33 protein-coding genes are annotated in these 24,925 nt (G+C 63.7%); 31 read left to right on the top strand and 2 right to left on the bottom strand.

What is annotated here, in order from left to right; all coding sequences use genetic code 11:
- Positions 1 to 2 precede the first annotated feature (2 nt).
- From rpsC to UP10_RS01730, 24 genes are all read left to right on the top strand, one after another.
- Positions 3 to 707 carry a 30S ribosomal protein S3 gene (gene rpsC, locus UP10_RS01845; RefSeq protein ID WP_044538546.1) on the top strand — a complete coding sequence of 235 codons (705 nt, stop codon included), beginning with the start codon at positions 3 to 5 and terminating at the stop codon, positions 705 to 707.
- A 30-nt stretch (positions 708 to 737) separates the two neighbouring features.
- Positions 738 to 1,151 (top strand): 50S ribosomal protein L16, encoded by a 414-nt coding sequence (rplP, locus tag UP10_RS01840; RefSeq protein ID WP_044538547.1) that lies wholly within the window; start codon positions 738 to 740, stop codon positions 1,149 to 1,151.
- A gap of 5 nt (positions 1,152 to 1,156) precedes the next feature.
- Positions 1,157 to 1,363 carry a 50S ribosomal protein L29 gene (gene rpmC, locus UP10_RS01835; protein WP_044585721.1) on the top strand — a complete coding sequence of 69 codons (207 nt, stop codon included), beginning with the start codon at positions 1,157 to 1,159 and terminating at the stop codon, positions 1,361 to 1,363.
- Positions 1,364 to 1,373: 10 nt separating this feature from the next.
- Complete coding sequence (gene rpsQ / locus UP10_RS01830) at positions 1,374 to 1,622, top strand: 30S ribosomal protein S17 (protein WP_029081765.1); 249 nt, start codon at positions 1,374 to 1,376, stop codon at positions 1,620 to 1,622.
- Between the two features lie 75 nt (positions 1,623 to 1,697).
- On the top strand, positions 1,698 to 2,066 hold the full coding sequence (gene rplN, locus UP10_RS01825) for a 50S ribosomal protein L14 (protein ID WP_011473865.1): 369 nt from the start codon (positions 1,698 to 1,700) through the stop codon (positions 2,064 to 2,066).
- Positions 2,066 to 2,380: a 50S ribosomal protein L24 gene (gene rplX, locus UP10_RS01820; RefSeq protein ID WP_044538549.1), complete on the top strand. Its 315-nt coding sequence runs from the start codon at positions 2,066 to 2,068 to the stop codon at positions 2,378 to 2,380. The genes rplN and rplX overlap by 1 nt, the downstream gene beginning before the upstream one ends.
- A complete protein-coding gene (rplE, locus tag UP10_RS01815) occupies positions 2,373 to 2,930 on the top strand; it encodes a 50S ribosomal protein L5 (RefSeq protein WP_044538550.1) in 558 nt (185 codons plus the stop codon). Before rplX ends, rplE begins: the two co-directional genes overlap by 8 nt.
- A 46-nt stretch (positions 2,931 to 2,976) precedes the next feature.
- Positions 2,977 to 3,282 carry a 30S ribosomal protein S14 gene (gene rpsN / locus UP10_RS01810; protein WP_044585720.1) on the top strand — a complete coding sequence of 102 codons (306 nt, stop codon included), beginning with the start codon at positions 2,977 to 2,979 and terminating at the stop codon, positions 3,280 to 3,282.
- Between the two features lie 14 nt (positions 3,283 to 3,296).
- The gene (gene rpsH, locus UP10_RS01805) at positions 3,297 to 3,695 is read left to right on the top strand and encodes a 30S ribosomal protein S8 (protein ID WP_044538552.1); all 399 of its coding nucleotides are present in this window, start codon (positions 3,297 to 3,299) and stop codon (positions 3,693 to 3,695) included.
- Positions 3,696 to 3,710: 15 nt separating this feature from the next.
- Positions 3,711 to 4,244 carry a 50S ribosomal protein L6 gene (gene rplF / locus UP10_RS01800; RefSeq protein ID WP_044538553.1) on the top strand — a complete coding sequence of 178 codons (534 nt, stop codon included), beginning with the start codon at positions 3,711 to 3,713 and terminating at the stop codon, positions 4,242 to 4,244.
- A gap of 11 nt (positions 4,245 to 4,255) precedes the next feature.
- Positions 4,256 to 4,615: a 50S ribosomal protein L18 gene (gene rplR, locus UP10_RS01795; protein ID WP_044538554.1), complete on the top strand. Its 360-nt coding sequence runs from the start codon at positions 4,256 to 4,258 to the stop codon at positions 4,613 to 4,615.
- Between the two features lie 57 nt (positions 4,616 to 4,672).
- A complete protein-coding gene (gene rpsE, locus UP10_RS01790) occupies positions 4,673 to 5,245 on the top strand; it encodes a 30S ribosomal protein S5 (RefSeq protein WP_044585719.1) in 573 nt (190 codons plus the stop codon).
- 40 nt (positions 5,246 to 5,285) lie between these two features.
- Positions 5,286 to 5,480, top strand: coding sequence for a 50S ribosomal protein L30 (gene rpmD, locus UP10_RS01785; protein WP_044538556.1), 195 nt, complete (start codon positions 5,286 to 5,288; stop codon positions 5,478 to 5,480).
- Between the two features lie 12 nt (positions 5,481 to 5,492).
- A complete protein-coding gene (gene rplO, locus UP10_RS01780; protein WP_044538557.1) occupies positions 5,493 to 5,981 on the top strand; it encodes a 50S ribosomal protein L15 in 489 nt (162 codons plus the stop codon).
- A 145-nt stretch (positions 5,982 to 6,126) separates the two neighbouring features.
- Positions 6,127 to 7,458, top strand: coding sequence for a preprotein translocase subunit SecY (gene secY, locus UP10_RS01775; RefSeq protein WP_044538558.1), 1,332 nt, complete (start codon positions 6,127 to 6,129; stop codon positions 7,456 to 7,458).
- A 12-nt stretch (positions 7,459 to 7,470) separates the two neighbouring features.
- The gene (locus UP10_RS01770) at positions 7,471 to 8,673 is read left to right on the top strand and encodes a preprotein translocase subunit SecY (RefSeq protein ID WP_044585718.1); all 1,203 of its coding nucleotides are present in this window, start codon (positions 7,471 to 7,473) and stop codon (positions 8,671 to 8,673) included.
- Positions 8,670 to 9,533 (top strand): adenylate kinase, encoded by an 864-nt coding sequence (locus tag UP10_RS01765; RefSeq protein WP_044585717.1) that lies wholly within the window; start codon positions 8,670 to 8,672, stop codon positions 9,531 to 9,533. The genes UP10_RS01770 and UP10_RS01765 overlap by 4 nt, the downstream gene beginning before the upstream one ends.
- Before the next feature lie 182 nt (positions 9,534 to 9,715).
- The gene (gene rpsM / locus UP10_RS01760) at positions 9,716 to 10,084 is read left to right on the top strand and encodes a 30S ribosomal protein S13 (RefSeq protein WP_044538561.1); all 369 of its coding nucleotides are present in this window, start codon (positions 9,716 to 9,718) and stop codon (positions 10,082 to 10,084) included.
- 124 nt (positions 10,085 to 10,208) lie between these two features.
- Positions 10,209 to 10,598: a 30S ribosomal protein S11 gene (gene rpsK / locus UP10_RS01755; protein ID WP_044585716.1), complete on the top strand. Its 390-nt coding sequence runs from the start codon at positions 10,209 to 10,211 to the stop codon at positions 10,596 to 10,598.
- A gap of 119 nt (positions 10,599 to 10,717) precedes the next feature.
- On the top strand, positions 10,718 to 11,755 hold the full coding sequence (locus UP10_RS01750) for a DNA-directed RNA polymerase subunit alpha (RefSeq protein ID WP_197082664.1): 1,038 nt from the start codon (positions 10,718 to 10,720) through the stop codon (positions 11,753 to 11,755).
- A 121-nt stretch (positions 11,756 to 11,876) separates the two neighbouring features.
- Positions 11,877 to 12,293 (top strand): 50S ribosomal protein L17, encoded by a 417-nt coding sequence (gene rplQ, locus UP10_RS01745; protein WP_044585715.1) that lies wholly within the window; start codon positions 11,877 to 11,879, stop codon positions 12,291 to 12,293.
- Between the two features lie 116 nt (positions 12,294 to 12,409).
- A complete protein-coding gene (locus UP10_RS01740; protein ID WP_044585714.1) occupies positions 12,410 to 13,246 on the top strand; it encodes a c-type cytochrome in 837 nt (278 codons plus the stop codon).
- A gap of 138 nt (positions 13,247 to 13,384) precedes the next feature.
- The gene (locus UP10_RS01735; RefSeq protein WP_044585713.1) at positions 13,385 to 14,179 is read left to right on the top strand and encodes an SDR family NAD(P)-dependent oxidoreductase; all 795 of its coding nucleotides are present in this window, start codon (positions 13,385 to 13,387) and stop codon (positions 14,177 to 14,179) included.
- 8 nt (positions 14,180 to 14,187) lie between these two features.
- Positions 14,188 to 14,487 (top strand): DUF1330 domain-containing protein, encoded by a 300-nt coding sequence (locus UP10_RS01730; RefSeq protein WP_044585712.1) that lies wholly within the window; start codon positions 14,188 to 14,190, stop codon positions 14,485 to 14,487.
- A 110-nt stretch (positions 14,488 to 14,597) separates the two neighbouring features.
- Here UP10_RS01730 and UP10_RS01725 read toward each other — a convergent pair whose 3' ends face one another.
- On the bottom strand, positions 14,598 to 15,611 hold the full coding sequence (locus UP10_RS01725; protein ID WP_044585711.1) for a zinc-binding alcohol dehydrogenase family protein: 1,014 nt from the start codon (positions 15,609 to 15,611) through the stop codon (positions 14,598 to 14,600).
- Between the two features lie 120 nt (positions 15,612 to 15,731).
- Between UP10_RS01725 and UP10_RS01720 the strand changes: the two genes are divergently transcribed.
- Positions 15,732 to 16,121 (top strand): winged helix-turn-helix transcriptional regulator, encoded by a 390-nt coding sequence (locus tag UP10_RS01720; RefSeq protein WP_044585710.1) that lies wholly within the window; start codon positions 15,732 to 15,734, stop codon positions 16,119 to 16,121.
- A 69-nt stretch (positions 16,122 to 16,190) separates the two neighbouring features.
- Here UP10_RS01720 and UP10_RS01715 read toward each other — a convergent pair whose 3' ends face one another.
- Positions 16,191 to 17,801: an OprO/OprP family phosphate-selective porin gene (locus UP10_RS01715; RefSeq protein WP_044585709.1), complete on the bottom strand. Its 1,611-nt coding sequence runs from the start codon at positions 17,799 to 17,801 to the stop codon at positions 16,191 to 16,193.
- A gap of 294 nt (positions 17,802 to 18,095) precedes the next feature.
- On the opposite strand from UP10_RS01715, the gene UP10_RS01710 reads away from it, so the two are divergent.
- The 6 genes from UP10_RS01710 (at position 18,096) to UP10_RS01685 (ending at position 24,707) form a co-directional block, all read left to right on the top strand.
- Positions 18,096 to 19,505 carry a DegQ family serine endoprotease gene (locus UP10_RS01710; RefSeq protein WP_044585708.1) on the top strand — a complete coding sequence of 470 codons (1,410 nt, stop codon included), beginning with the start codon at positions 18,096 to 18,098 and terminating at the stop codon, positions 19,503 to 19,505.
- A gap of 58 nt (positions 19,506 to 19,563) precedes the next feature.
- The gene (locus UP10_RS01705; RefSeq protein WP_502692156.1) at positions 19,564 to 20,847 is read left to right on the top strand and encodes a replication-associated recombination protein A; all 1,284 of its coding nucleotides are present in this window, start codon (positions 19,564 to 19,566) and stop codon (positions 20,845 to 20,847) included.
- A gap of 51 nt (positions 20,848 to 20,898) precedes the next feature.
- Positions 20,899 to 21,579, top strand: coding sequence for a hypothetical protein (locus tag UP10_RS01700; protein WP_044585706.1), 681 nt, complete (start codon positions 20,899 to 20,901; stop codon positions 21,577 to 21,579).
- 162 nt (positions 21,580 to 21,741) lie between these two features.
- On the top strand, positions 21,742 to 22,938 hold the full coding sequence (locus UP10_RS01695; RefSeq protein WP_044585705.1) for an RluA family pseudouridine synthase: 1,197 nt from the start codon (positions 21,742 to 21,744) through the stop codon (positions 22,936 to 22,938).
- Positions 22,939 to 23,088: 150 nt separating this feature from the next.
- On the top strand, positions 23,089 to 24,309 hold the full coding sequence (locus UP10_RS01690) for an amidohydrolase family protein (RefSeq protein ID WP_044585704.1): 1,221 nt from the start codon (positions 23,089 to 23,091) through the stop codon (positions 24,307 to 24,309).
- A gap of 89 nt (positions 24,310 to 24,398) precedes the next feature.
- Entirely contained in the window at positions 24,399 to 24,707 is a 309-nt protein-coding gene (locus tag UP10_RS01685; RefSeq protein ID WP_044585703.1) for a hypothetical protein, read from the top strand.
- Positions 24,708 to 24,925 lie beyond the last annotated feature (218 nt).

Genomic DNA, 24,925 nt, shown 5'->3' with positions numbered 1-24,925 from the left:
CGATGGGTCAAAAGATCAATCCAATCGGGCTGCGTCTCGGCATCAACCGGACCTGGGACTCCCGTTGGTTCGCCGGCAAGCAGGAATACGGCAAGCTGCTGCACGAAGACGTCAAGATCCGCGAGATCTTGCACAAGGAGCTCAAGCAGGCGGCCGTGGCGCGCATCGTGATCGAGCGCCCGCACAAGAAGTGCCGCGTGACGATCCACTCGGCGCGTCCGGGCGTGGTGATCGGCAAGAAGGGCGCCGACATCGACAAGCTGCGCAAGAAGGTCGCCGACATCACCTCGTCGGACGTCGTGATCAACATCGTCGAAATCCGCAAGCCGGAGCTCGACGCGACCCTGGTCGCCGAATCGATCGCCCAGCAGCTCGAGCGCCGCGTCGCGTTCCGCCGTGCCATGAAGCGCGCCGTGCAGTCGGCGATGCGCCTCGGTGCCGAAGGCATCCGTATCAACTGCTCGGGCCGTCTCGGCGGCGCCGAAATCGCGCGCATGGAGTGGTACCGCGAAGGTCGCGTGCCGCTGCACACGCTGCGCGCCGACATCGACTACGGCGTTGCGACCGCGTTCACGACCTTCGGCACCTGCGGCGTCAAGGTCTGGATCTTCAAGGGCGAGATCCTCGAACACGATCCGATGGCCCAGGACAAGAAGATGGCCGAAGGCGACAACACCCCGCGTTCGTCGCGCCGCGACGCCGCTTAAGGCAAAGCAGGAATTTGAGGGCCTAAAGCCATGATGCAACCTAAGAAAACGAAGTTCCGGAAGGCGCATAAGGGCCGTATCCACGGCGTTGCGACCTCTGGCGCGACGTTGGCGTTTGGCCAGTTCGGCCTGAAGGCGATGGAGCCTGAGCGCGTCACCGCCCGTCAGATCGAAGCCGCCCGCCGCGCGCTGACCCGTCACATGAAGCGTGCCGGTCGCGTCTGGATCCGCGTGTTCCCCGACGTGCCGGTGTCGAAGAAGCCCGCCGAAGTCCGCATGGGCTCCGGCAAGGGCGCACCGGAACTGTGGGTGGCCCGGGTCAAGCCCGGCCGCGTGATGTTCGAGATCGACGGCGTAACCGTGCAGACCGCGAAGGAAGCGCTGACGCTTGCCGCCGCCAAGCTGCCGATCAAGACGCGCTTCGTCGCGCGCATTGCGGAGTAATCGCCATGGCCGAGACAAAAGTTGAAGATATTCGCGCGATGAGCGACGACCAGCGCGAGGACGCCGTCCTCAACCTGAAGAAGGAGCGCTTCAACCTGCGTTTCCAGCGCGCCACCGGGCAGCTGGAGAACACCTCGCGGATGCGTGAAGCCCGCCGCGATATCGCCCGTATCAAGACCATCGCCGCGCAGCTGCGCGCGAAGAAGAAGTAAGGGACCAGCTATGCCGAAACGTACTCTGCAGGGCGTGGTCGTGAGCGACAAGCAAGCCAAGACGATTGTGGTGCGTGTTGACCGCCGCTTCACCCACCCGATCTACAAGAAGACGATCCGCCGTTCCAAGAACTACCATGCGCATGACGAGAACGATCAGTTCAAGCCGGGCGACATGGTCTGGATCGAGGAATCGAAGCCGATCTCGAAGTTGAAGCGCTGGACCGTGGTCCGGGGCGAACACAAGAAAACGGCCTGATAGCTTCGACTTAGCCGAAGTCTTTCAGGAAAATTTTGAGCGCGCTGAAGCGCAGAAAGAGGACGAGGTGCATCAATGATTCAGATGCAGACCAACCTCGACGTGGCCGATAATTCTGGCGCACGCCGTGTCATGTGCATCAAGGTTCTTGGAGGTTCCAAGCGCCGCTATGCCACCGTGGGCGATGTTATCGTTGTGTCGATCAAGGAAGCCATTCCGCGTGGCAAGGTGAAGAAGGGCGACGTGATGAAGGCCGTCGTGGTGCGCGTCCGCAAGGACATCCGCCGCGCCGACGGTTCGGTCATCCGTTTCGACCGCAACGCCGCCGTGCTGATCAACAACCAGTCGGAGCCGGTCGGCACCCGTATCTTCGGGCCGGTGCCGCGCGAGCTTCGCGCCAAGAACCACATGAAGATCATCTCGCTTGCGCCGGAGGTGCTGTGATGGCTGCCAAGATCCGCAAGGGTGACAAGGTCATCGTGCTGACCGGCCGCGACAAGGGGCGCACCGGCGAGGTGTTCGAGGTGCGTCCGGACGAGCACAAGGCTCTCGTGCGCGGCGTCAACATGGTGAAGCGTCACCAGAAGCAGAGCCAGTCCCAGGAAGGCGGCATCATCTCCAAGGAGATGCCGATCCACCTGTCCAACATCGCGTATGTCGGCAAGGACGGAAAGCCGACCCGCGTTGGGTTCAAGATTCAGGCCGATGGCAAGAAGGTTCGCGTTGCCAAGAGCTCGGGAGCAGAGATCGATGGCTGATACAGCTTACGTGCCGCGCCTGCGCGCGGAGTATGACAAGAATATCCGCGGCTTGATGACCGAGAAGTTCGGTTATGCCAACGTGATGCAGGTTCCGCGCCTGGACAAGGTCGTGCTGAACATGGGCGTCGGCGATTCCGTCAACGACCGCAAGAAGGCCGAGACCGCCGCTACCGAGCTGGGCCTGATCGCCGGCCAGAAGGCAATCGTGACCTATTCGCGGGTCGCCATCGCGACCTTCAAGCTGCGTGAGAACCAGCCGATCGGCTGCAAGGTCACGCTGCGCAAGTCCCATATGTACGAGTTCATCGACCGCCTGGTGAACGTGGCGCTGCCTCGCGTCCGCGACTTCCGCGGCCTGAACCCGAAGAGCTTCGACGGCCGCGGCAACTATTCGCTCGGCATCAAGGAACACATCATTTTCCCCGAGATCGACTTCGACAAGGTCTCGGAAGCCCGCGGTATGGACATCACCGTCTGCACCACGGCTTCGTCCGACGACGAGGCACGCGCCTTGTTGACCGCTTTCAATTTCCCGTTCCGGCAGTGAGTAGCTGAGCCAAAGCCACTCAAACGCGGATACCCAGGAGCCAAGCATGGCAAAGAAGAGCTCGATCGAGAAGAACAACCGGCGCAAGCGGATGGCGAAGAACGCCGCCCCGCGCCGCGAGAAGCTGAAGGCGATCATCGCCGACAAGACCAAGCCGATGGAAGAGCGCTTCGCGGCGACGCTGAAGCTCGCCGAGATGCCGCGCAACTCGTCACCGACGCGCATCCGTCTCCGCTGCGAACTGACCGGGCGTCCGCGCTCGATCTATCGCAAGAACAAGCTCTCGCGCATCGCGCTCCGTGAACTCGGCTCCAAGGGCCTGGTTCCGGGGCTCGTGAAGTCGAGCTGGTAAGGAGGATCGGAACCATGTCTACGCACGATCCGATCAGCGATTTGATCACCCGTATCCGCAATGCGCAGATGCGTTCGAAGTCCAAGGTCTCGACCCCGGGCTCGCGGATGCGCGCCAGCGTGCTCGAGGTGCTGAAGTCCGAGGGTTACATCCGCGGCTACGCCAGCGTCGAGCATGCCTCGGGCCGCAGCGAGCTCGAGATCGAGCTGAAGTATTTCGACGGCGAGCCCGTCATTCGCGAGATCGAGCGGGTGTCGAAGCCCGGCCGCCGCGTTTACGCCTCGGTGAAGAACCTGCCGCGGGTGAACAACGGTCTCGGCATTTCGGTGTTGTCGACGCCGAAGGGAATCATGGCTGACCACGAAGCGCGTGAAGCGAACGTGGGCGGCGAAGTTCTCTTCACGGTGTTCTGAGGAAGGATTTTTACGATGTCACGTATCGGCAAGAGGCCGGTGGCGATCCCGTCCGGAGTGACGGCGAGCGTCGAAGGCCAAACGGTGAAGGTGAAGGGGCCGAAGGGTCAGCTTCAGTTCGTCGTGCATGACGACGTCGAGGTGAAGTTCGAGAACGGTGAGGTCAAGGTCGCCCCGCGCGTCAAGACCAACCGTGCGCAGGCGATGTACGGCACCGCGCGCGCGCAGGTGGCGAGCCTCGTCGAGGGCGTCACCAAGGGCTTCGAGAAGAAGCTCGAGATCACCGGCGTTGGTTACCGCGCCGCGCTGCAGGGCAAGAACCTGCAGCTCGCGCTCGGCTACAGCCACGACGTGGTCTATGCGATCCCGGAAGGCATCACCATCGTGGTGCCGAAGCCGACCGAGATCACGATCACCGGCAACGATTCGCAGCGCGTCGGCCAGGTTGCCGCCGAGATCCGCGCCTATCGCCCGCCGGAGCCGTACAAGGGCAAGGGCGTGAAGTACGCCAACGAATTCATCTTCCGCAAGGAAGGCAAGAAGAAGTAACGGAGCCGGTCATGTCACTCAAGGTTACGAATGCCCGGCGCAAGCAGCGCGTGCGTATTTCGCTGCGCCGTTCCGCCAACGGCCGTCCGCGGCTGTCGGTGTTCCGCTCGTCCAAGCACATCTACGCCCAGGTCATCGACGACCTGAAGGGCGAGACGCTGGCGTCGGCCTCGTCGCTCGAAAAGTCGTTGCGCGACGCCGGCAAGACCGGCGCCGACATCGATGCGGCGAAGGCGGTCGGCAAGCTGCTGGCCGAGCGCGCCGCGCAGAAGGGCGTCAAGGAAGTCGTGTTCGATCGCGGAGCCTACATCTATCACGGGCGCGTCAAGGCGCTCGCGGATGCGGCCCGCGAGGGTGGGCTCAGCTTCTAACCGAATTGAACGATTACAAGGAAAGAGGCTTGGGCCTCCTAGAGATTGGAAAACACCATGGCAGGTGAACGCGAACGCGGTGGCGGCCAAAGGGGCGGCCGGGAAGAGCGCGACAGCGAGTTCGTCGACAAGCTCGTCCACATCAATCGTGTGGCGAAGGTCGTCAAGGGCGGCAAGCGCTTCGGTTTCGCCGCGCTGGTCGTGATCGGCGATCAGAAGGGCCGGGTCGGGTTCGGTCACGGCAAGGCGCGCGAAGTGCCCGAGGCGATCCGCAAGGCGACCGAATCGGCGAAACGCAACCTGACGCGGGTTGCCCTGCGCGAAGGCCGCACGCTGCATCATGACATCGCCGGCCGTCACGGCGCCGGCCGCGTCTATCTGCGTGCAGCTCCCGCCGGTACCGGCATCATCGCCGGCGGTCCGATGCGTGCGGTGTTCGAGACGCTCGGTATCCAGGACGTGGTGGCGAAGTCGATCGGTTCGTCGAATCCCTACAACATGGTTCGCGCGACCTTCGACGCGCTGAAGCATCAGGATTCGCCGCGCTCGGTGGCCGCCCGCCGCAACATCAAGGTCTCCACCCTGCAGTCGCGCCGCGTCGGCGGCGACGCCGAAGTGGTGGCGGAATAAGCAAACAGGCGCGTTCTCGGCGCTTTCTGGAGTTATTGTCATGGCTAAGGCCGCAAAGATGATCAAGGTCGAGCAGATCGGCAGCGCAATCCGCCGCCATCACTCGCAGCGCGAGACGCTGATCGGCCTCAAGCTCAACAAGATCGGCCGGGTAACCGAGCTGCAGGACACCCCTGCAATTCGCGGCATGATCGCAAAGGTTCAACATCTCGTCCGCGTCGTCGACGAGAAATAAGGAGACAGGGCGATGAAGCTCAGCGATATCGCCGACAATGCCGGCTCGCGCAAAAAGCGTATGCGCGTCGGCCGTGGCATCGGTTCGGGCAAGGGCAAGCAGGCAGGCCGCGGCGGCAAGGGCCAGACCGCGCGTTCGGGCGTCCGCATCAAGGGTTTCGAAGGCGGCCAGATGCCGTTGCATCGCCGTCTGCCGAAGCGCGGCTTCAACAACATCTTCCGGCTCGACTTCGCCGAGATCAATCTCGACCGTCTGCAGGACGCAATCGACAGCAAGCTGGTCGACGTGTCCGCCACCGTGAACGTCGAATCGCTGGTCAAGGCCGGCGTGCTGCGCCGCGCCAAGGATGGCCTGCGGCTGCTCGGCCGCGGCGAGATCAAGGCGAAGCTGACGATCGAGGCGCACGGCGCCTCCAAGTCGGCGATTGCCGCGGTCGAAAAGGCCGGCGGCTCGGTCAAGATCCTGGCCCCCGCCAAGAAGGAAGACGGCGAGGCCGCGTAACATCTGCGTCATTGCCCGCCGCGCGCGGGCAATCCGCGGATCGAACGATGGACTTATCGAGGCCAAGCACCAGATAATGTCCGGCGTCTGCCGGTTGCCCCGTTAAGGGGGAATCGGCGAAGGGGGCTCCGGGAGAAAGCCGAACATGGTCTCAGCAGCCGAACAACTTGCAGCGAACCTCAATTTCGGAGCGCTGGCGAAGGCCGACGAACTGAAGAAGCGCATCTGGTTCACGCTGGGTGCGCTGCTTGTTTATCGGCTGGGCACCTACATCCCGCTGCCGGGCATCGATCCCAATATCTGGGAGCAGGTGTTCCGCACCCAGGCCGGCGGCATCCTCGGCATGTTCAACATGTTCGCTGGCGGCGGCATCCACCGCATGGCGATCTTCGCGCTGAACATCATGCCGTACATCTCGGCATCGATCATCATCCAACTGCTCACGACGGTTTCGCCGCAGCTCGAGGCGCTGAAGAAGGAAGGCGAATCGGGCCGCAAGACGCTGAACCAGTACACGCGTTACCTGACGGTGATCCTGGCCGCGTTCCAGTCCTACGGCATCGCGGTTGGCCTTGAAGGCGCCGGCAATGTCGTGGCCGATCCCGGCCTGTTCTTCCGTCTCTCGACCGCGATCACGCTGACCGGCGGCACCATGTTCCTGATGTGGCTCGGCGAGCAGATCACCTCGCGCGGCATCGGCAACGGCATTTCGCTGATCATCCTGTCCGGCATCGTCGCCGAGCTGCCCTCGGCGCTCGCCAACATGCTCGAACTCGGCCGCCAGGGCGCGATGTCGACCGGCCTGATCCTGATCGTCATTGTGATGGCGGTCGCCGTGATCGCCTTCATCGTGTTCATGGAGCGGGCCCAGCGCCGGCTTCTGATCCAGTATCCGAAGCGTCAGGTCGGCAACAAGATGTTCGAGGGCCAGTCCTCGCATCTGCCGCTCAAGCTCAACACCTCGGGCGTGATTCCGCCGATCTTCGCCTCGTCGCTGCTGCTGCTGCCGACCACGGTCGCGAACTTCAATGCCGGCAAGGGCCCGGAGTGGTTCCAGTGGATCACCACCCAGCTCGCACACGGCCGTCCGCTGTTCCTGCTGATGTATCTGGCGCTGATCGTGTTCTTCGCGTTCTTCTACACCGCGATCGTGTTCAACCCGACCGAGACCGCCGACAATCTGAAGAAGCATGGCGGTTTCATCCCCGGTATCCGTCCCGGCGAGCGCACCGCCGAATACATCGACTACGTGCTGTCGCGCATCACGGTGCTGGGCGCGATCTACCTGGCGATCGTCTGTCTGATTCCGGAAATTCTGATTTCCTACGCCTCGGTGCCGTTCTACTTTGGCGGCACGTCGCTCTTGATCGTCGTCAGCGTGACGATGGACACGGTGTCGCAGGTTCAGGGCTATCTGCTCGCTCATCAATATGAGGGGCTGATCAGGAAGTCGAAGCTGAGAGGCCGCCGTAGATAGGGGCCTTCGCCGATGACCCAGGAGCTCGCGCGCCGCATCGCTATCACGATCGGCGCGTTGCTCATTTTCAGGCTCGGCTGCTATATCCCTCTCGGAGGTATCTCGACCCGGACGGGTGTGCTTTCCTCGATTTCAGCCTCCCGCGTCTCGATCTTCGCGCTCTCCATTGTCCCCTATCTGACCGCCGCGATCATCATCCAGCTCGTCTCGGTGGTATGGGGCAGGCTGAGTGCGCTCGAGCGATCGGGCGAGGCCGGCCGCCGCAGGATTATCCGCTACACATTGATCCTTGCGCTGCTGCTTGCCGCATTCCAGGCTTTCGGCGTCGCATCCGCGTTGCAGGGTATACGGGGCTTCGTTGTCGAGCCGGGCAACTGGTTCCTGGCATCGGCCACCGCAACAATGGTGGGTGGAGTGTTCTTCCTGGTCTGGCTCAGCGAGCAGATCACGCGCCACGGGGTCGGGAACGGCCTTGCGCTCATCTTAAGCGTTGCAATCGTCATTTCATTCCCGGCAGACGTCGCAACGGGCTTCGAGTTGCTGAGACAGGGAGCTGTCTCCAGCAACCTCGTGCTGTTCAACACCGTGCTCTGGATTGCACTTGTCGCGGTGATGGTCCTCGTCGAAACGGCGCGGCGGAACGTGCCCGTGCAATATGCCGCTCGGCAGGTCGGAAAGCGGCTGCTTGCCGCGCGTTCCTCGGCACTATCGATCAAGCTCAATAACGCCGGGTTCCTGATCCCAACGATCGTGGCGCCCTGGATCCTCTATCTGCCGCTGGCTGCCGCGAGCTTTCTGTTCGGTCAGACGCCGTGGCTGGCTGCGGCTGGCGCGCACATTCGGTTCGGCCAGCCGGTGCATGTGATTCTCGGATCCATCGCGGTCTTCATCCTCATCTTCATCTATACGGCCCGTGTGCTGGATCCCGAGCAGGCCGCCGAAACCCTGCAGGAGCAGGGCGGCGTGGTCGAAGGCATTACGCCGGGCGAGGCGACCGCCGACCATCTCGATCGCATCGCATCGTTGACGACCGTCGTCGGAGCCGTCTACCTCGTTGCGGTATCGCTGATTCCGGAGGGCCTTCTGGCAATCGGAATAGCGCTACCCTATAAAATCGGTGGTGGTTCGGTGCTGATTGTGGTTTGCACTATTCTTGACCTAAAAAAGCAGGTGCGCGATCGATCGCTCACCAATCGCGGGGGCGAACGCATATGAGACTGATTCTTCTCGGACCGCCGGGCTCGGGCAAGGGAACGCAGGCACAGCGGCTGGTGCACAAGCACGGCATCGTTCAACTTTCGACCGGCGAAATGCTGCGCGCCGCGGTCGCCGCCGGTACGCCGATCGGCTTGCAGGCCAAGGAGATCATGGCCAATGGCGGTCTGGTGCCCGACGAGGTGGTGGTGGGAATCATCGCCGACCGCATCGACGAGTCCGACGCCAAGAAGGGTTTTATTCTCGACGGATTTCCGCGCACCGTTCCGCAGGCGGCAGCCCTTGATGAGCTCCTGAAGAAGAAGCACCTCAAGCTCGATGCCGTCGTCGAATTGCGGGTCAACGAAAGCGCGTTGCTGGCGCGTGTCGAGAAGCGCGCCGAGGAGACCCGGGCGCGCGGCGAGGAGGTCCGGCTCGACGATACGCCGGAAGTGCTGACCAAGCGCCTCGCGCAGTACCGGTCGCTAACCGAGCCGCTGATTCACTATTATTCGGAGCGACGGAAACTCCTGACGGTCGATGGCATGATGGCCATCGAGCACGTCACCCGCGAGATCAACCGAATCCTCGGCGCGATCGGCGCGCTGGAGCCGAAGGACGAGGAACCGGCCAAGGCAGCAAAAAAGCCTGCCAGGAAAGTGTCCAAAAAACCGGCCAAGGCCGTCGAAAAGGCGCCCAAGGCGGCCAAAAAAGCCGCCAAACCGGCCCGAAAGGCCACCAAGGGGGCTTCCAAGGCCAAAGTTGCGAAGAAATCGGTCAAAAAGGCTGCCAAGGCCGCAAAGCCCGCAAGTGCCCGGAAGGGTGCAAAAGCCGCCAAAAAGCCTGCAAAAAAGCTCACGAAAAAGCGAGCTAAACGCTAGCAGAGGTTGACGAAACCGACATGAATCCTTTAATAAGCCCCGCATCCAAGTCGGATAGTTCAGACGATGCCGGGCCCCAAGGAATCTGAGGGGACGGGCGTCGTGTTCGCGTTTGCGGACCCTGCCCGAGATAGCAAGAACTTAAAGTCCGGTTCGAGAGACCGGCGACAGGAGAGAAGTCCGTGGCCCGTATCGCCGGCGTGAACATTCCCACCAACAAGCGCGTGCTGATCGCGCTTCAGTACATCCATGGCATCGGCCAGAAGAACGCGGCCGAGATCGTGGAGAAGGTCAAGATTCCGCTGGACCGTCGTGTCAACCAGTTGACCGACCAGGAAGTCCTGCAGATCCGCGAAGTCATCGACCGCGACTATCTGGTCGAGGGCGATCTCCGTCGTGAGGTCGGCATCAACATCAAGCGGCTGATGGACCTCGGCTGCTATCGCGGCCTGCGTCATCGTCGTGGTCTGCCGGTGCGCGGTCAGCGCACCCACACCAATGCGCGTACGCGCAAGGGCCCGGCCAAGGCGATCGCCGGCAAGAAGAAGTAATTTCGCGAATAGCTGATAGGGAGTGGCGAATAGATTCTATTCGTTACACGCCGTCAGCCATTCGCGTTTTGAGGTGTAGCCGCTGGCACTACGGCGGCGTTTGAGATCACAGGAAAGGTTTGAAATGGGCAAGGACGCCACCCGCGTACGTCGTCGCGAACGCAAGAACATCGCCTCCGGCATCGCGCACGTGAATTCATCGTTCAACAACACGACCATCACCATCACCGACGCGCAGGGCAACACCATTGCCTGGTCGTCGGCCGGAACGATGGGCTTCAAGGGCTCGCGCAAGTCGACCCCCTATGCTGCGCAGGTCGCGGCCGAAGACGTCTCCAAGAAGGCGCAGGAACATGGCATGCGCACGCTGGAGGTCGAAGTCGCCGGCCCGGGTTCGGGCCGCGAATCGGCGCTTCGCGCGCTGCAGGCTGCGGGCTTCACCGTCACCTCGATCCGCGACGTGACCACGATCCCGCACAATGGCTGCCGTCCGCGCAAGCGCCGGCGCGTTTGATTAAAGTCGCGGGCGGCCGCGACGTTGACTTGGCCGCACGCGATTGTTTTTGGAATTGACCGCGCGGACTATTCCGCGATCTCCAACGCCAGCTACGGCCATTCGACCGGCCCGAACGACTGGCAAAGGGTGAACCAGTGACGATCCAGAAAAATTGGCAAGAACTCATTCGACCGAACAAGCTGCAGGTGACGCCGGGCTCGGACGCGAGCCGGTTCGCCACCGTCGTCGCCGAGCCGCTCGAGCGCGGCTTCGGCCAGACCCTCGGCAACGCGCTGCGCCGCATCCTGTTGTCCTCGCTGCAGGGCGCTGCGGTGCAGTCGGTGCATATCGACGGCGTGCTGCACGAGTTCTCCTCGATCGCTGGCGTTCGTGAGGACGTCACCGACATCGTGCTCAACATCAAGGACATCGCGATCAAGATGCAGGGCGAAGGCCCCAAGCGCATGGTCGTGAAGAAGCAGGGCCCGGGTGCCGTCACCGCCGGCGACATCCAGACCGTCGGCGACGTCGTGGTGCTCAATCCGGACCTGCAGATCTGCACGCTCGATGACGGCGCCGAGATCCGCATGGAGTTCACGGTCGCGACCGGCAAGGGCTACGTCGCCGCCGAGCGCAACCGTCCCGAGGACGCGCCGATCGGCCTGATCCCGGTCGACAGCCTGTTCTCGCCGGTCCGCAAGGTCTCCTACAAGGTCGAGAACACCCGCGAGGGCCAGATCCTCGACTACGACAAGCTGACCATGACGATCGAGACCAACGGCGCGATCACGCCGGAGGATTCCGTGGCCTATGCCGCGCGCATCCTGCAGGATCAGCTCAACGTGTTCGTCAACTTCGAGGAGCCGCGCAAGGAAGTCGCGCAGGAGATCATCCCCGATCTCGCCTTCAACCCGGCGTTCCTCAAGAAGGTCGACGAGCTCGAGCTGTCGGTGCGTTCGGCAAACTGCCTGAAGAACGACAACATCGTTTACATCGGCGACCTCGTGCAGAAGTCAGAAGCGGAAATGCTCCGTACCCCGAACTTCGGCCGCAAGTCGCTGAACGAGATCAAGGAAGTGCTGGCCCAGATGGGTCTGCACCTCGGCATGGAAGTGCCGGGCTGGCCGCCGGAGAACATCGACGAGCTCGCCAAGCGCTTCGAGGATCACTACTGATCCGACACGACCGTCGTGGCCGGCCATCCCGGCCACGATTTTTATGGGCGAACGCAGGCAGCCCACCTGAGCAACATGTCCGACGAACCGTCGCGACGAATGGAATCCAAGGAATAGCAAAATGCGTCACGGCAAGGTTCATCGGAAGCTCAACCGCACCGCCGAGCATCGCAAGGCGATGTTCGCCAATATGTGCGCCGCGCTGATCAAGCACGAGCAGATCGTCACCACGCTGCCGAAGGCCAAGGAGCTGCGGCCGATCGTCGAGAAGCTCGTCACCCTCGGCAAGAAGGGCGGTCTCTCGATGCGCCGCCAGGCCATCTCCGAGATGCGCGACAAGGATCAGGTCAGGAAGCTGTTCGACACCCTGGCCCCCCGCTACAAGGACCGCCAGGGCGGCTACACCCGCATCATCAAGGCCGGCTTTCGCTACGGCGACAACGCGCCGATGGCCGTGATCGAGTTCGTCGACCGCGACGTCGATGCCAAGGGCAAGGATTCCGGTCCGGTACAGGAAAAGGAAGCCGAGGCGGCGTAAGCCTTGGCAGAGTGGATTTCAGAAGCGGCGCCATCGAGCGCCGCTTTTTTTTGAGCTGCGACCGCGCCATCGAGCGCTGCGGATATTTTATGAGTTGAATTGGCCGGGGGGCTTCAATGAGGATTGTCGTTGCGATCACGCTGGCGCTGTCGATCTCGCCGGCAACGGGCGAAACGCTGGTCGAGCGCGGTGCCTATCTCGCCAACAGCGTGATGGCCTGCCACGGTTGCCATACCCCGCGTGGACCTCAGGGCTTTGATTTCTCGCGCGCGTTGTCGGGCGGACAGACGTTCGACGAGCCCGCTTTCAAGGTGACGGGCTCCAACATCACGCCGGACAGGGACACCGGGATCGGCAACTGGACCGATGCCGAGCTGAAGCGGTTTTTCGTGAGCGGCACCCGGCCGAACGGGACAGCGGTCGCGCCGATCATGCCGACCGAGTTCTACACGGTGCTCACCGCACGGGATCTCGATGCACTGGTGGCGTATCTGCGATCGGTGCCGCCAGTTCGCCGCGAAATCCCGGCGCCGGAATATCGGACGGCCGCAAAACCGGAAACGCCGCCCTACGCCGCCGTACAGATGACCGACGCCGCGATGACCGACCAGATTTCGCGTGGCCGTTATCTCCTGACCATTGCCCATTGCCTCGAATGTCATACGCCGGAAAGCCCGTCTGCCGCCCACGATTTTGCGGCGTCGAGCGGCAAAGGAGGCCGAAGAATCCGGGGGCCGTGGGGCGAAGTGGTCTCCGCCAACATCACTGCGCATCCGGTATCCGGTCTCGGCCAATGGAGCGACGATGAGGTCAAGCGCGCCGTAACCCAGGGCATCGCGCGCGACGGACACAAGCTCAAGCCGCCGATGGCCTATGCGGCCTACGCCACCATGACGGCGCAGGACCTGGATGCCATCGTTGCGTTTCTCAGGACGCTGCCGCCGCTGGAATAGCTGCGCCACAAGCGAGGCGGGACTGATGGTCGGTGCTTCCCGACCGCCCCTGATTTGTGCATCTGCCCTGCGTGTGCCCCGGTTGCAGCGGCGCGATTGCGCACAAATATCTCCTTCAGCATCGACAGGAGACTTGCCATGAAAATCGACCTTTCCGGAAAGACAGCACTCGTCACCGGCTCGACCGCTGGCATCGGCAACGCCATCGCAAGGGGCCTGGCTGCGACCGGGGCGGAGGTCGTGATCAACGGCCGCGGCCAGGCCAAGGTCGATGCCGCGGTCGCGGCGATCGAGAAGGCAGTGCCTGGCAGCAAGGTCCGTGGCATCGCAGCCGACGTCTCGACCGCCGCCGGCTGCAAGGCGCTGGTCGCGGCGCTGCCGCAGGTCGATATCCTCGTCAACAATGCCGGCATTTTCGAGCCGAAGGATTTTTTCGATATTCCCGATGAGGACTGGAGTCGCTTCTTCGAGGTCAATGTGATGTCGGGCGTACGGCTGTCGCGCGGCTACATGCAGGGCATGCTGAAACGCAATTGGGGCCGCATCGTCTTTATCTCCTCGGAATCCGGGCTCAACATCCCGACCGAGATGATGCATTACGGCATGACCAAGACCGCGCAGCTTGCGATCGCGCGCGGGCTCGCGCAATTGACCCGCGGCACGGCGGTCACCGTGAATTCCGTGCTGCCGGGCCCGACCATGTCGGAGGGCGTCGAGACCTTCGTGAAGGATCTCGCCAGGCAGAACGGCCAGTCGGTGGAGGAGGCGGCCACCAACTTCGTCAAGCAGCACCGGCCGACCTCGCTGCTGCAGCGCTTCGCCAGCACCGAGGAGATCGCCAACCTCGTGGTCTATGTCTGCTCGAAGCAGGCGTCGGCGACCAACGGTGCTGCGCTGCGTGCCGAGGGCGGCATCGTCAACACGATTGCATAAGGTGCGCGATGTCGGCCTATGTGATTTCTGAAGTGGACGTCAAGGACGCCGTAGGTTTTGAGGCCTATCGTACCATCGCTGCGAAAGCGATCGCGCAATATGGCGGGCGCTATCTCGTGCGCGGCGGTACCGCTGACATCGCCGAAGGCGTACCGCCGCCGAACAACATCATCGTTGTCGAATTCCCGTCGATGGCACGCCTACGCGAGTGGTACGCGTCACCGGAATATGCCGAGGCGCTCAAGCACCGGCGGACCGCGTTGGACCGCCGATTGATTTTTGTCGAGGGTGTACCGCCCCAAGTGTGAAGCTGTAAGGTGGGCAAAGCGAAGCGTGCCCACCATCTCGAGCAGGGCCCGAAATGGTGGGCACGGCGCAAGGGCACCTTTGCCCACCCTACGCACCTACGCAGTCGGGCCTACCAACCCTCCAGCACGATCTTGCCGCGTGACTTGCCGCTCTCGAGCAGCGCGTGCGCTCGCTTCAAATTGGCGGCGTTGATGGTACCGAAGGTCTGGTCGAGCGTGGTGCGCAGCACGCCCTTGTCGATGAGGTCGGCGACATCGTTGAGCAGATGGTTCTGCGCGATCATGTCAGGCGTCTGGAACGACGAGCGCGTGAACATCGATTCCCAGTGCACCGACACCGCCTTGCCCTTGAATGCGGCGACGTTGAACTCCGCCGGATCGTCGATCAGTCCGAACTTGCCCTGCGGTGCGATGAAATCGACGATGCTCTTGTAGTGCTGCTCGGTGTAGGTGAGGCTGGCGACGAGCCCGACCGGCGGCAGCTTCAATTTTTCGATCTGCTCCTTCATCGGCTTGCCGTGATCGATCACCGCGTGGGCGCCGAGATCGAGGCACCATTTCTGCGAATCCGGCCGCGTTGCGGTCGCAACCACGGTGAGGCCGGTGAGGCGACGCGCAAGCTGGATCAGGATCGAGCCGACACCGCCGGCGCCGCCCGTGATCAGCAGCGTGCGCGTATCGAGGCTCTTGCCCGGCACCGCGCCGAGCCGGTCGAACAGCAATTCCCATGCGGTGATCGAGGTCAGCGGCAGCGCCGCGGCCTGCGCGAAGGATAGCGATTTTGGCTTCTTGCCGACGATGCGCTCATCCACCAGGTGAAATTCCGAATTGGTGCCCTGACGCTGGATCGAGCCGGCATAGAACACCTCGTCGCCCGGCTTGAACAGGCTGACGTCGGGACCGACCGCGTCGACGACGCCGGCGGCGTCAAAGCCGAGGATCTTGGTGTCACCCTCCGGCGGTGCCACGCGCTTGCGAACCTTGTAGTCGACCGGATTGGCCGAGATGGCTTTCACCGCGACTCTGATGTCGCGGCCTTTCGGCTCAGGTTTGGCGATCTCGAAATCAACGAGCGACTCCGCTGCCTCGATCGGTAGCGATTTTTGGTATCCAACGGCCTTCATGCCTTGTCTCCATAGTGGCGGCGATTGCCCTGCCGTCTAACTTGCGCGCTGGCTTCAATTTGGCAAGTACTGTACATTTGGGGAACTAGTCCCCATTTTGATACTATTGGGAAAAAGGCGATGAAACGGAAGAATTTTGCGCGCCGGCCGGGCTGCGCGGTCGAGGCTGCGCTCGACCTGATCGACGGCAAGTGGAAGGGCGTGATCCTGTTTCATCTGCAGGGCGGCACCCAGCGCTTCGGCGAGTTGCGGCGGCGGATGCCGGGCATCACCCAGCGCATGCTGACCAAGCAGCTGCGCGCGCTGGAGGACGACAATCTCGTGATCCGCAAGGTCTATGCCGAAGTGCCGCCGCGGGTTGAATACACGCTGTCCGAACTCGGCGAGAGCCTGCGCCCGGTGATCGATATCCTGAAAGCCTGGGGCGAGAGCCATCAGGAGCGACTGTCCTGCGCGCCGGCGCCGGCGCCGGCACCGGACGCGGTGCGGAAGCCGAAGCAGGCGGCCTGAGCCGCGCCGCGATCGTGACCGGGAGCAGGGTGCCGCTCCCGGCCTTATTATGACTGGCCACCGGCCGCGTCAGAACGCGATCTGCGTGCGCATCGCCACAGCGTCGAACTTCGAGCCCACATCGGCGGTCGAGATCGGGGATGCCTGCTTGCCGATGGTGCCATGCAGGTAGTCCAGCATGAACCGGACGTTGCCGTTGACGTACCAGTTCAGCGCGGCGGTGTAGATGGTCTGCCGTCCGCCCGCGATGCCGGCCGCCGTGGCGAGCTGATCGTTCAGGTTCATCTGGCTCACGCGTCCGGCGATTTCCCAGGCGCCCCAGCCGCCGCTGGCCAGCGAGAACGGATCCGCCGGCTTGATGCCGCCATAGGAGGCCGTCGCCGGATTGTAGGCGCGCGTCTCGCCGGTCAGCACGTAGCCGACTTGCGCGTAGCCGCCGTCGAATTTCAGGCTCGGCGCGCCGAACGGCGGCAGTCCGGTGTTCGCAGTGCGGTCGACATTGAACCAGTAGTACTCGCCCTGCGCGATGAACGAGCCGTAGGTGGCTGCTGCTTCGACGCCGTAGACCTGTGCCCCGGAGACATTGGCGATCGCGCCCGTCGAAATCAGCGTCGTCGGATCGATGCGTAGCTCGGGCCGGTCGCTCAGCGTAAGGGTCTGCGCCTGCGTCACCAGGTTGCGCGGCGGCTGGATCAGCCACTCCGCATCGGCGCCGATATGCACCGAGTAATTCTTGCCGCTGATCGGGTTGCCGGCGATACGGACGACCCCGCCATATTGCTCCGATGTTCCGGGCGGCGAGACGGTGGACGCGGAGTGGATCGCGCCCGTGGTCGGTCCGGTCACATAGCCGCCGACCCAGAGCTGATCGTTCCACCAGCGGGTGCCGAAGGTCGAACGGAAGTCGCCGGCTGCGATATTTTGTGCGATGATGCCAACCGAGGCACGCTCCATGAAGAGAATGTCGTTGGAGCTGGTGGCTTCGTCCATGGTCCACGGCAGGTCCATGATGCCGCCTTCGATCGCCATCTTGCCGCCGAACGGCTTGAATCCGGTGTAGCTCAGATAGGCATTTTCGACGCCCGCCGTCGCGCCGCCCGGAAGGAAGCCGACCGCAGTCGCGCCCGCCGCGCCGGTGCCGCCGAAGCCGTCGGCGGTGCCGCCGAAGTCGTAGATCAGCGCGTAATTCCAGTCGCCGAAGAATTTGCCGATGACACCGATGCGCGCGCGGCGGAGATTCTCGCCGTCGTCGAGCTTCTGAGGCGACGTCCCGGCCGTATCGGGGCGATAGTTATAACCTCCGACGTCCCAGTGCACGCGGCTCGTGATTGCGATGCAGTTCTGCTCGTCCGCGGTGCAGATCGTCGGTCGATTGTTCGGCATCGACACCACGACCCCGAACGGCGCGACCGGACCCTTGACCGGAAGCGCGGCGTTGGCGTTGGCGACGGTCGCAGCCTTTGCATCTGCCGCCTTCGCGTGGGCGTTCGCGGTGGCCGCGGTCGCGGTGTTTGCGTTGGTCTGCTGCTGCAGTTTGTCGAGCTTCTGCTCGAGCATGTGGAGCTGCTGCTTGAGCAGCGCGATCTCGGCGTTGCTGCCGGACGATTCGGAATGCGCGGGCGAGGCGGCCAGAGCCCCTGCCAAGCCTATGACGATTGCACCAACCCTTGTCGCACCCATGTTATGCTCCCCTGTTGCGTTGGAATTCCCCACTCACCGAAACCTGAGTCGTAGAAGTGCATCGTGACTGACGCACGACAGCGCACGAAGCGATCACGGTTCCGCTTGTTGTACACACGCAACAGGCGAGGCCGCGCAGTGAGATGACATGGATCATATAAGTTTGGCGGTGGCCTGCAATCCGTCTGCGTCGGGTTTTGCACCGGCCGGCCGGGGTACGAGATATTGAACCGAATACCCTTCATTTGCCGCGCGAACGCGCCTATATTCCGGCGTTTTCCGCGAGAGGTGAGAATGCTCGGATCTGTCCGCTTTGCTGCTATTGCCGCCCTTTGCACGCTGACCTTCTCGGCGAGTCTTTGCTACGCCCAGACCCAGGACCGCCGCGTGCCATCCTCGCAGGCGGAGCTGCGGCTGTCCTATGCGCCGATTGTGCAGCGGGTGCAGCCGGCGGTGGTCAACGTCTACGCGGCCAAGACCGTGCAGGTCCGCAATCCGTTCCTGGACGATCCGATCTTCCGCCGCTTCTTCGGCGCGCCGGGACAGCAGCCCGAGCAGATGCAGCGTTCGCTCGGCTCCGGCGTGATGGTCGATGCGTCCGGCCTCGTCGTGACGAACAATCACGTGATCGAGGGCGCCGACCAGGTCAAGGTCTCGCTCGCCGACAAGCGCGAATACGAGGCCGAGATCGTGCTGAAGGACAGCCGCACCGACCTTGCGGTGCTCAGGCTGAAAGACACCAAGGAGAAGTTCACGACGCTGGACTTCGCCAATTCCGATGAGCTGTTGGTCGGCGACGTGGTGCTCGCGATCGGCAATCCGTTCGGCGTGGGCCAGACCGTCACGCACGGCATCATCTCGGCACTGGCGCGCACCCAGGTCGGCATCACCGACTACCAGTTCTTCATCCAGACCGATGCCGCGATCAATCCCGGCAATTCCGGCGGCGCGCTGGTCGACATGACCGGCCGGCTCGCCGGCATCAACACCGCGATCTTCTCGCGCTCCGGCGGCTCGCAGGGCATCGGCTTTGCCATCCCGGCCAACATGGTGCGCGTGGTGGTGGCCTCCGCCAAGAGCGGCGGCAAGGCGGTGAAGCGGCCGTGGCTCGGCGCGCGCCTGCAGGCGGTGACGCCCGAGATCGCCGAGACGCTGGGGCTGAAGCTGCCGAGCGGCGCGCTGGTCGCCAATGTCGCACCGAACAGCCCGGCGTCGCGTGCGGGGCTGAAGCTTTCCGACCTGATTGTCGCGATCGACGGGCAGGCCATCGATGATCCCAATGCGTTCGATTATCGCTTTGCGACCCGTCCGCTCGGCGGCAGCGCGCAGATCGACGTGCAGCGCGGCGGCAAGGCCGTGAAGCTCACCGTGGCGCTGGAGACCGCGCCCGACACCGACCGCGACGAGATCGTGCTGACCGCGCGGTCGCCGTTCCAGGGCGCCAGGGTCGCCAACATCTCGCCCGCGGTGGCCGATGAGCTGCATCTCGATGCCGGGGCCGAGGGCGTCGTGGTGACCGATCTCGCCGACGACGCTACCGCAGCCAGTGTCGGCTTCCAGAAGGGCGACATCATCCTCGCGGTCAACAATGAGAAGATCACGCGGACCAGCGACCTCGACAAGGCCTCGAAGACCGGGACGAGGGTCTGGCGCATCACGCTGGTGCGCGGTGGCCAGCAGATCAACGTGACGCTCGGCGGATGAGCCCCAAGTGAGCCCAAAGCAACCGCGCGACGCTGCCAATTTGTTCGCCGCGGCGGGGATGGAGCAGGACGCTCCGCGACCGCTGCCGGACCGGCTGCGCCCGCGATCGCTCGCCAATGTCGTCGGCCAGGACCACATCCTCGGTCCCGACGGCGCGCTGACCCGCATGCTCGAGACACGCACGCTGGGCTCGCTGGTGTTCTGGGGACCTCCGGGCACCGGCAAGACCACGGTGGCGCGGCTATTGGCCGATGCCACCGAGCTGCATTTCGAGCAGATATCGGCGGTGTTCTCCGGCGTTGCCGACCTGAAGAAAGTGTTCGACGCTGCGCGCGGCCGCCGCGAGACCGGCAAGGGCACGTTGTTGTTCGTCGACGAGGTGCATCGCTTCAACCGCGCGCAGCAGGATTCTTTTCTGCCTGTGATGGAAGACGGCACGGTGGTGCTGGTCGGCGCCACCACCGAAAATCCGTCGTTTGAACTCAACGCGGCGCTCTTGTCGCGCGCCCGCGTGCTGGTGTTTCACTCGCTCGATTCCGCCGCGATCGAAAAACTGTTCGCCAATGCCGAGAAGATCGAGGGCAGGGCGCTGCCGCTCGATGTGGAAGCCCGCGCGGTGCTGGTGCGGATGGCTGATGGGGACGGCCGCGCGTCGCTGACCCTGGCGGAGGAGGTCTGGCGGGCCGCGCGCAAGGACGAGGTGTTCAACGCCGAGCAGTTGCAGGAGATACTGCAACGCCGTGCGCCGATCTATGACAAGTCCGCCGACGGTCATTACAATCTGATCTCGGCGCTGCACAAGTCGGTGCGCGGCTCGGATCCGGACGCTGCGCTGTATTATCTCGCCCGCATGTTCGATGCCGGCGAGGATCCGCTGTTCCTGGCGCGGCGCGTGGTGCGGATGGCGGTGGAGGACATCGGGCTTGCCGATCCGCAGGCGCTGGCGGTCTGCAACGCCGCCAAGGATGCCTATGACTTCCTCGGCTCGCCGGAGGGTGAGCTCGCGATCGCGCAGGCCGTGATCTATCTCGCCACCGCGCCTAAATCGAACGCAGCCTACGCCGCGTTTGGCGCTGCGATGCAGGCGGCGAAGCAGAATGGCTCGCTGCTGCCGCCGAAGCACATCCTGAATTCGCCGACCAAATTGATGAAGTCGGAAGGCTACGGCTCGGGCTATCAATACGACCACGACATGCCGGACGCGTTCTCCGGTCAGGACTATTTCCCGGAAGCGATGGGGCGCCAGACCTTCTACGATCCGCCCGACCGCGGTTTTGAACGCGAGATCCGCAAGCGGCTGGACTATTGGGCCAAGCTGCGGGCGCAGCGCGGAAACGGCTGACACTTCCCTGAAATAGCCTTATGATATGCCAGCAACCTCTGGAGGTGCCGCGTGGATAATGTCTGGCTGACCGCTGCCATCGTCGGCGTGCCACTTCTCGCCGGTCTTGGTCTGATCGGGGCATTGGTGCGCAGGATCCTCAACAATCCTGACATCCCCAATGGCGTCGCAGCCGTGCTTGGTGTTGCGGCGTTGCTGTGCGTCGCGCCGACCATCCTCAATCTCGCCATCAAGCTGCCCGGCGGCACCGAAGTCAGCCTGGTCAGGGAACAGCTGCAGACGCAGACCCAGCAGATCAAGGCCGATGTCGGCGAGCAGGGGGCCGACGTCAAGGGACAGATCGTGGCGTTGCGCAGGCGCGTCGAGGCGCTCGAGAAAGCGACCAGAGTAGCCGCGGCGCCGGCCGCCGCGCCGCTGGAAACCGACGCTAACAAGAACAAGGTCGTGGTCGTGCTCTATGTCGCCGAGCAAAAGGACCTGGCGAAGCAGATGCAGGACTATCTGCTGCAGCAGGGCTATAGCGCCAACGCGGTCTATACCGATTTCGCCGAGCTCAGCGATGCCAACCACCTGGCTTCAGGCACGGTCGCGTTCGTCTCGGCAGAAAGCAACGCTTCGCTGCGCAACGATGTCGAGAAGGTGCTGCGCACCAAGTTTCCGCAGGTGCAGACGGCCGTCGACGCCAGTTCGCCGAAGATCACCAGCGGCGCGATCCAGGTGCGGCTGTTCTGAGCGCGCCGCCACGGCCGATCTGGCGCATCCCATTCGAACGCTCCCCGGTTCAAGCCTGTTTAGCCCGGCATCGCCTACTCTGGCGCGGAATTTGTACCGATTCGCCGTGACGATTCGCGGCATTTGCGCTACCCAACGGCTTAACTTCGGAGTTCCAACCCCATGAGCCGCCGCGTCAAGAGACCTCTCCGCCCAGCAGGCGATCGCCCCAAGGGCGCGCGTCCGTATCGCGGCTCGGCAGCCGAGCGGGCGCCGGTGCATCGTGCGGGCGGCAAGCCACCGCCGCGCTTTGCCGCCGCGCCGCCGCGTGCCGCCAAGCCGTTCGTGCCCGAGCCCGAGAAAGTCGTCGTCGAGCCACCGCCGTTGCCGACCAAGGTGCAGACCGTGGTCGTGACTGCCGATGAGAACAACATGCGGGTCGACCGCTTTCTCGAGGCGCGTTTCCCTGGCCTGTCGTTTTCCCACATCCAGCGCATCGTCCGGAAGGGCGAGTTGCGCGTCAACGGCAAGCGCGCGGACAGCAAGGACCGGCTCGAAGAAGGACAGAGCGTCCGCATTCCGCCGCTGAAGCTCGACACGCCCAGGGCGGCCGGCAGCCTCTCCGAAGCGGCCAAGAAGACTCTTCAGGACCTCAAGGACATGATCCTGTTCGAGGACGCCGACGTGATGGTGCTGAACAAGCCCGCAGGTCTGGCGGTCCAGGGCGGCTCCGGCATCACGCGCAATGTCGACGACATGCTGGAGGTGATGCGCGATGCCAAGGGACAGAAGCCTCGGCTGGTGCATCGCCTCGACCGGGAGACTTCGGGCTGCCTGGTGATTGCCAAGACGCGCTTTGCCGCGACCGCATTGACCGGGTCGTTCCGGCATCGCTCGGCGCGAAAAATCTACTGGGCGCTGGTCGCGGGCGTGCCGAAGCCGAAGCAGGGCCGCATCTCGACCTATCTTGCCAAGGAGGAGAGCGAGGACGACACCATCATGCGGATCGCAGCGCATGGCGATGAGGGCGCAAGCCACGCCGTGACCTACTATGCGCTGGTCGAGGCGTCGGCAGCGAAGCTCGCCTGGGTGTCGCTCAAACCGGTGACCGGCCGCACCCACCAGCTGCGTGCGCACATGGCGCATATCAATCACGCGATCGTGGGCGATCCCAAATACTTCAACAAGGAGAACTGGCAGCTGCCCGGCGGCATGCAAAACCGGTTGCATCTGCTGGCGCGCCGCATCGTGATCCCGCATCCGCGCGGCGGCGTGATCGATGCGTCCGCGCCCTTGCCGCCGCACATGCTGCAATCCTGGAATCTGCTCGGGCTCGAGGCCGACCGGTTCGATCCGATCGAGAACGCCCCCGAGGAGTGACCGGCTGCCGCTTCGCTTGAAGACGCTCGAGCGCCGGCGCTGAAATAAGCGTCGAACACAGCAACAACGATCAAACGGCGTCGAACGCGGCGGCTATGTTGCCGCGCGCTGGGTCTTGCCAGCGTGCCATCATGATCGAAGAGGCTGTCCATGACCGGGACCTGGCTCCGCACCGCGCTTTGGCTTGGGCTTCTTGGCTCGGCTGCCGTTCCGACGGCCGCCGATGCCGAAACAATCGTGCTGCGGGGCGGCAGTGTTTACGCTTCGCCCGACGCCGCGCCGCTACCTGATGCCGTCGTCGTGATGACCGACGGCGTCATCAGCGCGGTCGGCAAGTCCGGAGAGATCCAGCTGCCTTCAGACGCGCGGGTGATCGATTGCAGCGGCAAGACGATCGTTGCCGGCTTCTGGAACAGCCATGTCCATTTCACGGAAGGCGCGTGGCGGAATGCCGCCACGGCACCGGCCGCGCCGATGACGGCGCACATGCAGGAGATGCTGACGCAATGGGGGTTCACTACGGTGTGGGATCTCGGTTCGAACCCGGTCGACATCATCCCACTGCGCAAGCGCATCGCCGCGGGCGAGGTCGCCGGCCCCACCATCTTGCTTGCCGGCAACATGTTCCCCAAGGGCGGTCATCCCGTTTACGTCCCCAGCGAGGTCAAGCTTCCCGAAGTCGCGACGCCGGAGGAGGCCGCGCAATGGGCGCGCGACTATCTCGCCATGGGCGAGGACGGCATCAAGCTGTTCACCGGCGCGTTCATGGGCGACAAGCCGGTCATCAACATGGACCCGGCCATCGCCAAGGCCGCGGTCGATGTGGCGCATGCGCGCGGCAAACCAGTGTTCGCCCATCCGCAGAACAAGATCGGCGTAGAGACGGTGATCGCGGCGGACGTCGACATTCTCGCGCACACCGCACCTTCCCAAGGCGACTATACTCCCGAACAGCTTGCACGCTTCAAGGCGCAGGGAACGGCATTGATCCCGACGCTGTCGCTGTTTACGACCGTCGTCCTCATCCCCGCAGTCACGGAACGCCTCGTTGCCGCGGGCGTCAATCAGCTCAAGCAGTTTTCCGAGAACGGCGGCGCGATCCTGTTCGGCACCGACGTCGGATTCATCAATCTCTACGACACCACGCGGGAATATCAGCTGATGCATCGCGCGTTGTCGGAGCGCCAGGTGCTGGCGTCGCTGACGACCAACCCCGCGCGGTATTTCAAGGCTGCAAGCAAGGGCCGGGTCGAGAAAGGATTTGACGCCGACATCGTGGTGCTCGACAGCGATCCCATCAGCGACGTCGGCAATCTTGCGAAAGTGAGCACCACGATCCGCGCCGGTCACGTGATCTATCAGAAGCCGTGAAGGTTAATCCGGGAACCGGCATATCACCGCGGCGTTGACGATCGTGCGGTTGGCTTGAACCGTCGCCACAGGGTGACGACATAGATGCCATGAAACGATCGTTGATCCTCAGCTGTGCCGTGATCTGCGCCTTGAGCGCCGGCAGCGCATTCGCGCAAACCATCCCGCCCGGCGGCTCGCTGTACAACCCGCCGCCGCCTGCGCCTCCGCCGCCACCCCGGATCTACGTGCCGGCAATCCCGAAGATGGACGCGGTGCCGACGCAGCCGAGCGTCCGCTCCGGCCGCAGCTCGTTCGGCGACCGCGTCAGCAGATGCCTGGACGAGGGCGCCGCCGCGGGGCTGAACCAGGCCGACCGTTCCACCTATTCGCGGTCCTGCGCCAATCTCCGGGACTAGGCCATACGCTCGTCAAACTTGAGACGCCCGCTTGAGAGACCAAAGCGGACGCAAGCCGGCCGTTCCAGCATTCCGCCTTTACCCCGCAGCGCACCCACGTCTGAAGAGCGACACGATCTGACACCTGTCAGTTGGGACGGTGCGTCCGTCGGCACCAACCGTACGCGGCGTCGCCTTCACGATTGCTTCGTTGCGATCGTCCGCCTAAGATTTCATCG

This window comes from Bradyrhizobium sp. LTSPM299 (genome assembly GCF_000938235.1).
Lineage (GTDB): Bacteria > Pseudomonadota > Alphaproteobacteria > Rhizobiales > Xanthobacteraceae > Bradyrhizobium.
Note: the sequence above shows the minus strand (reverse complement) of the source record. Positions and strands in the feature narration are given on the sequence as shown.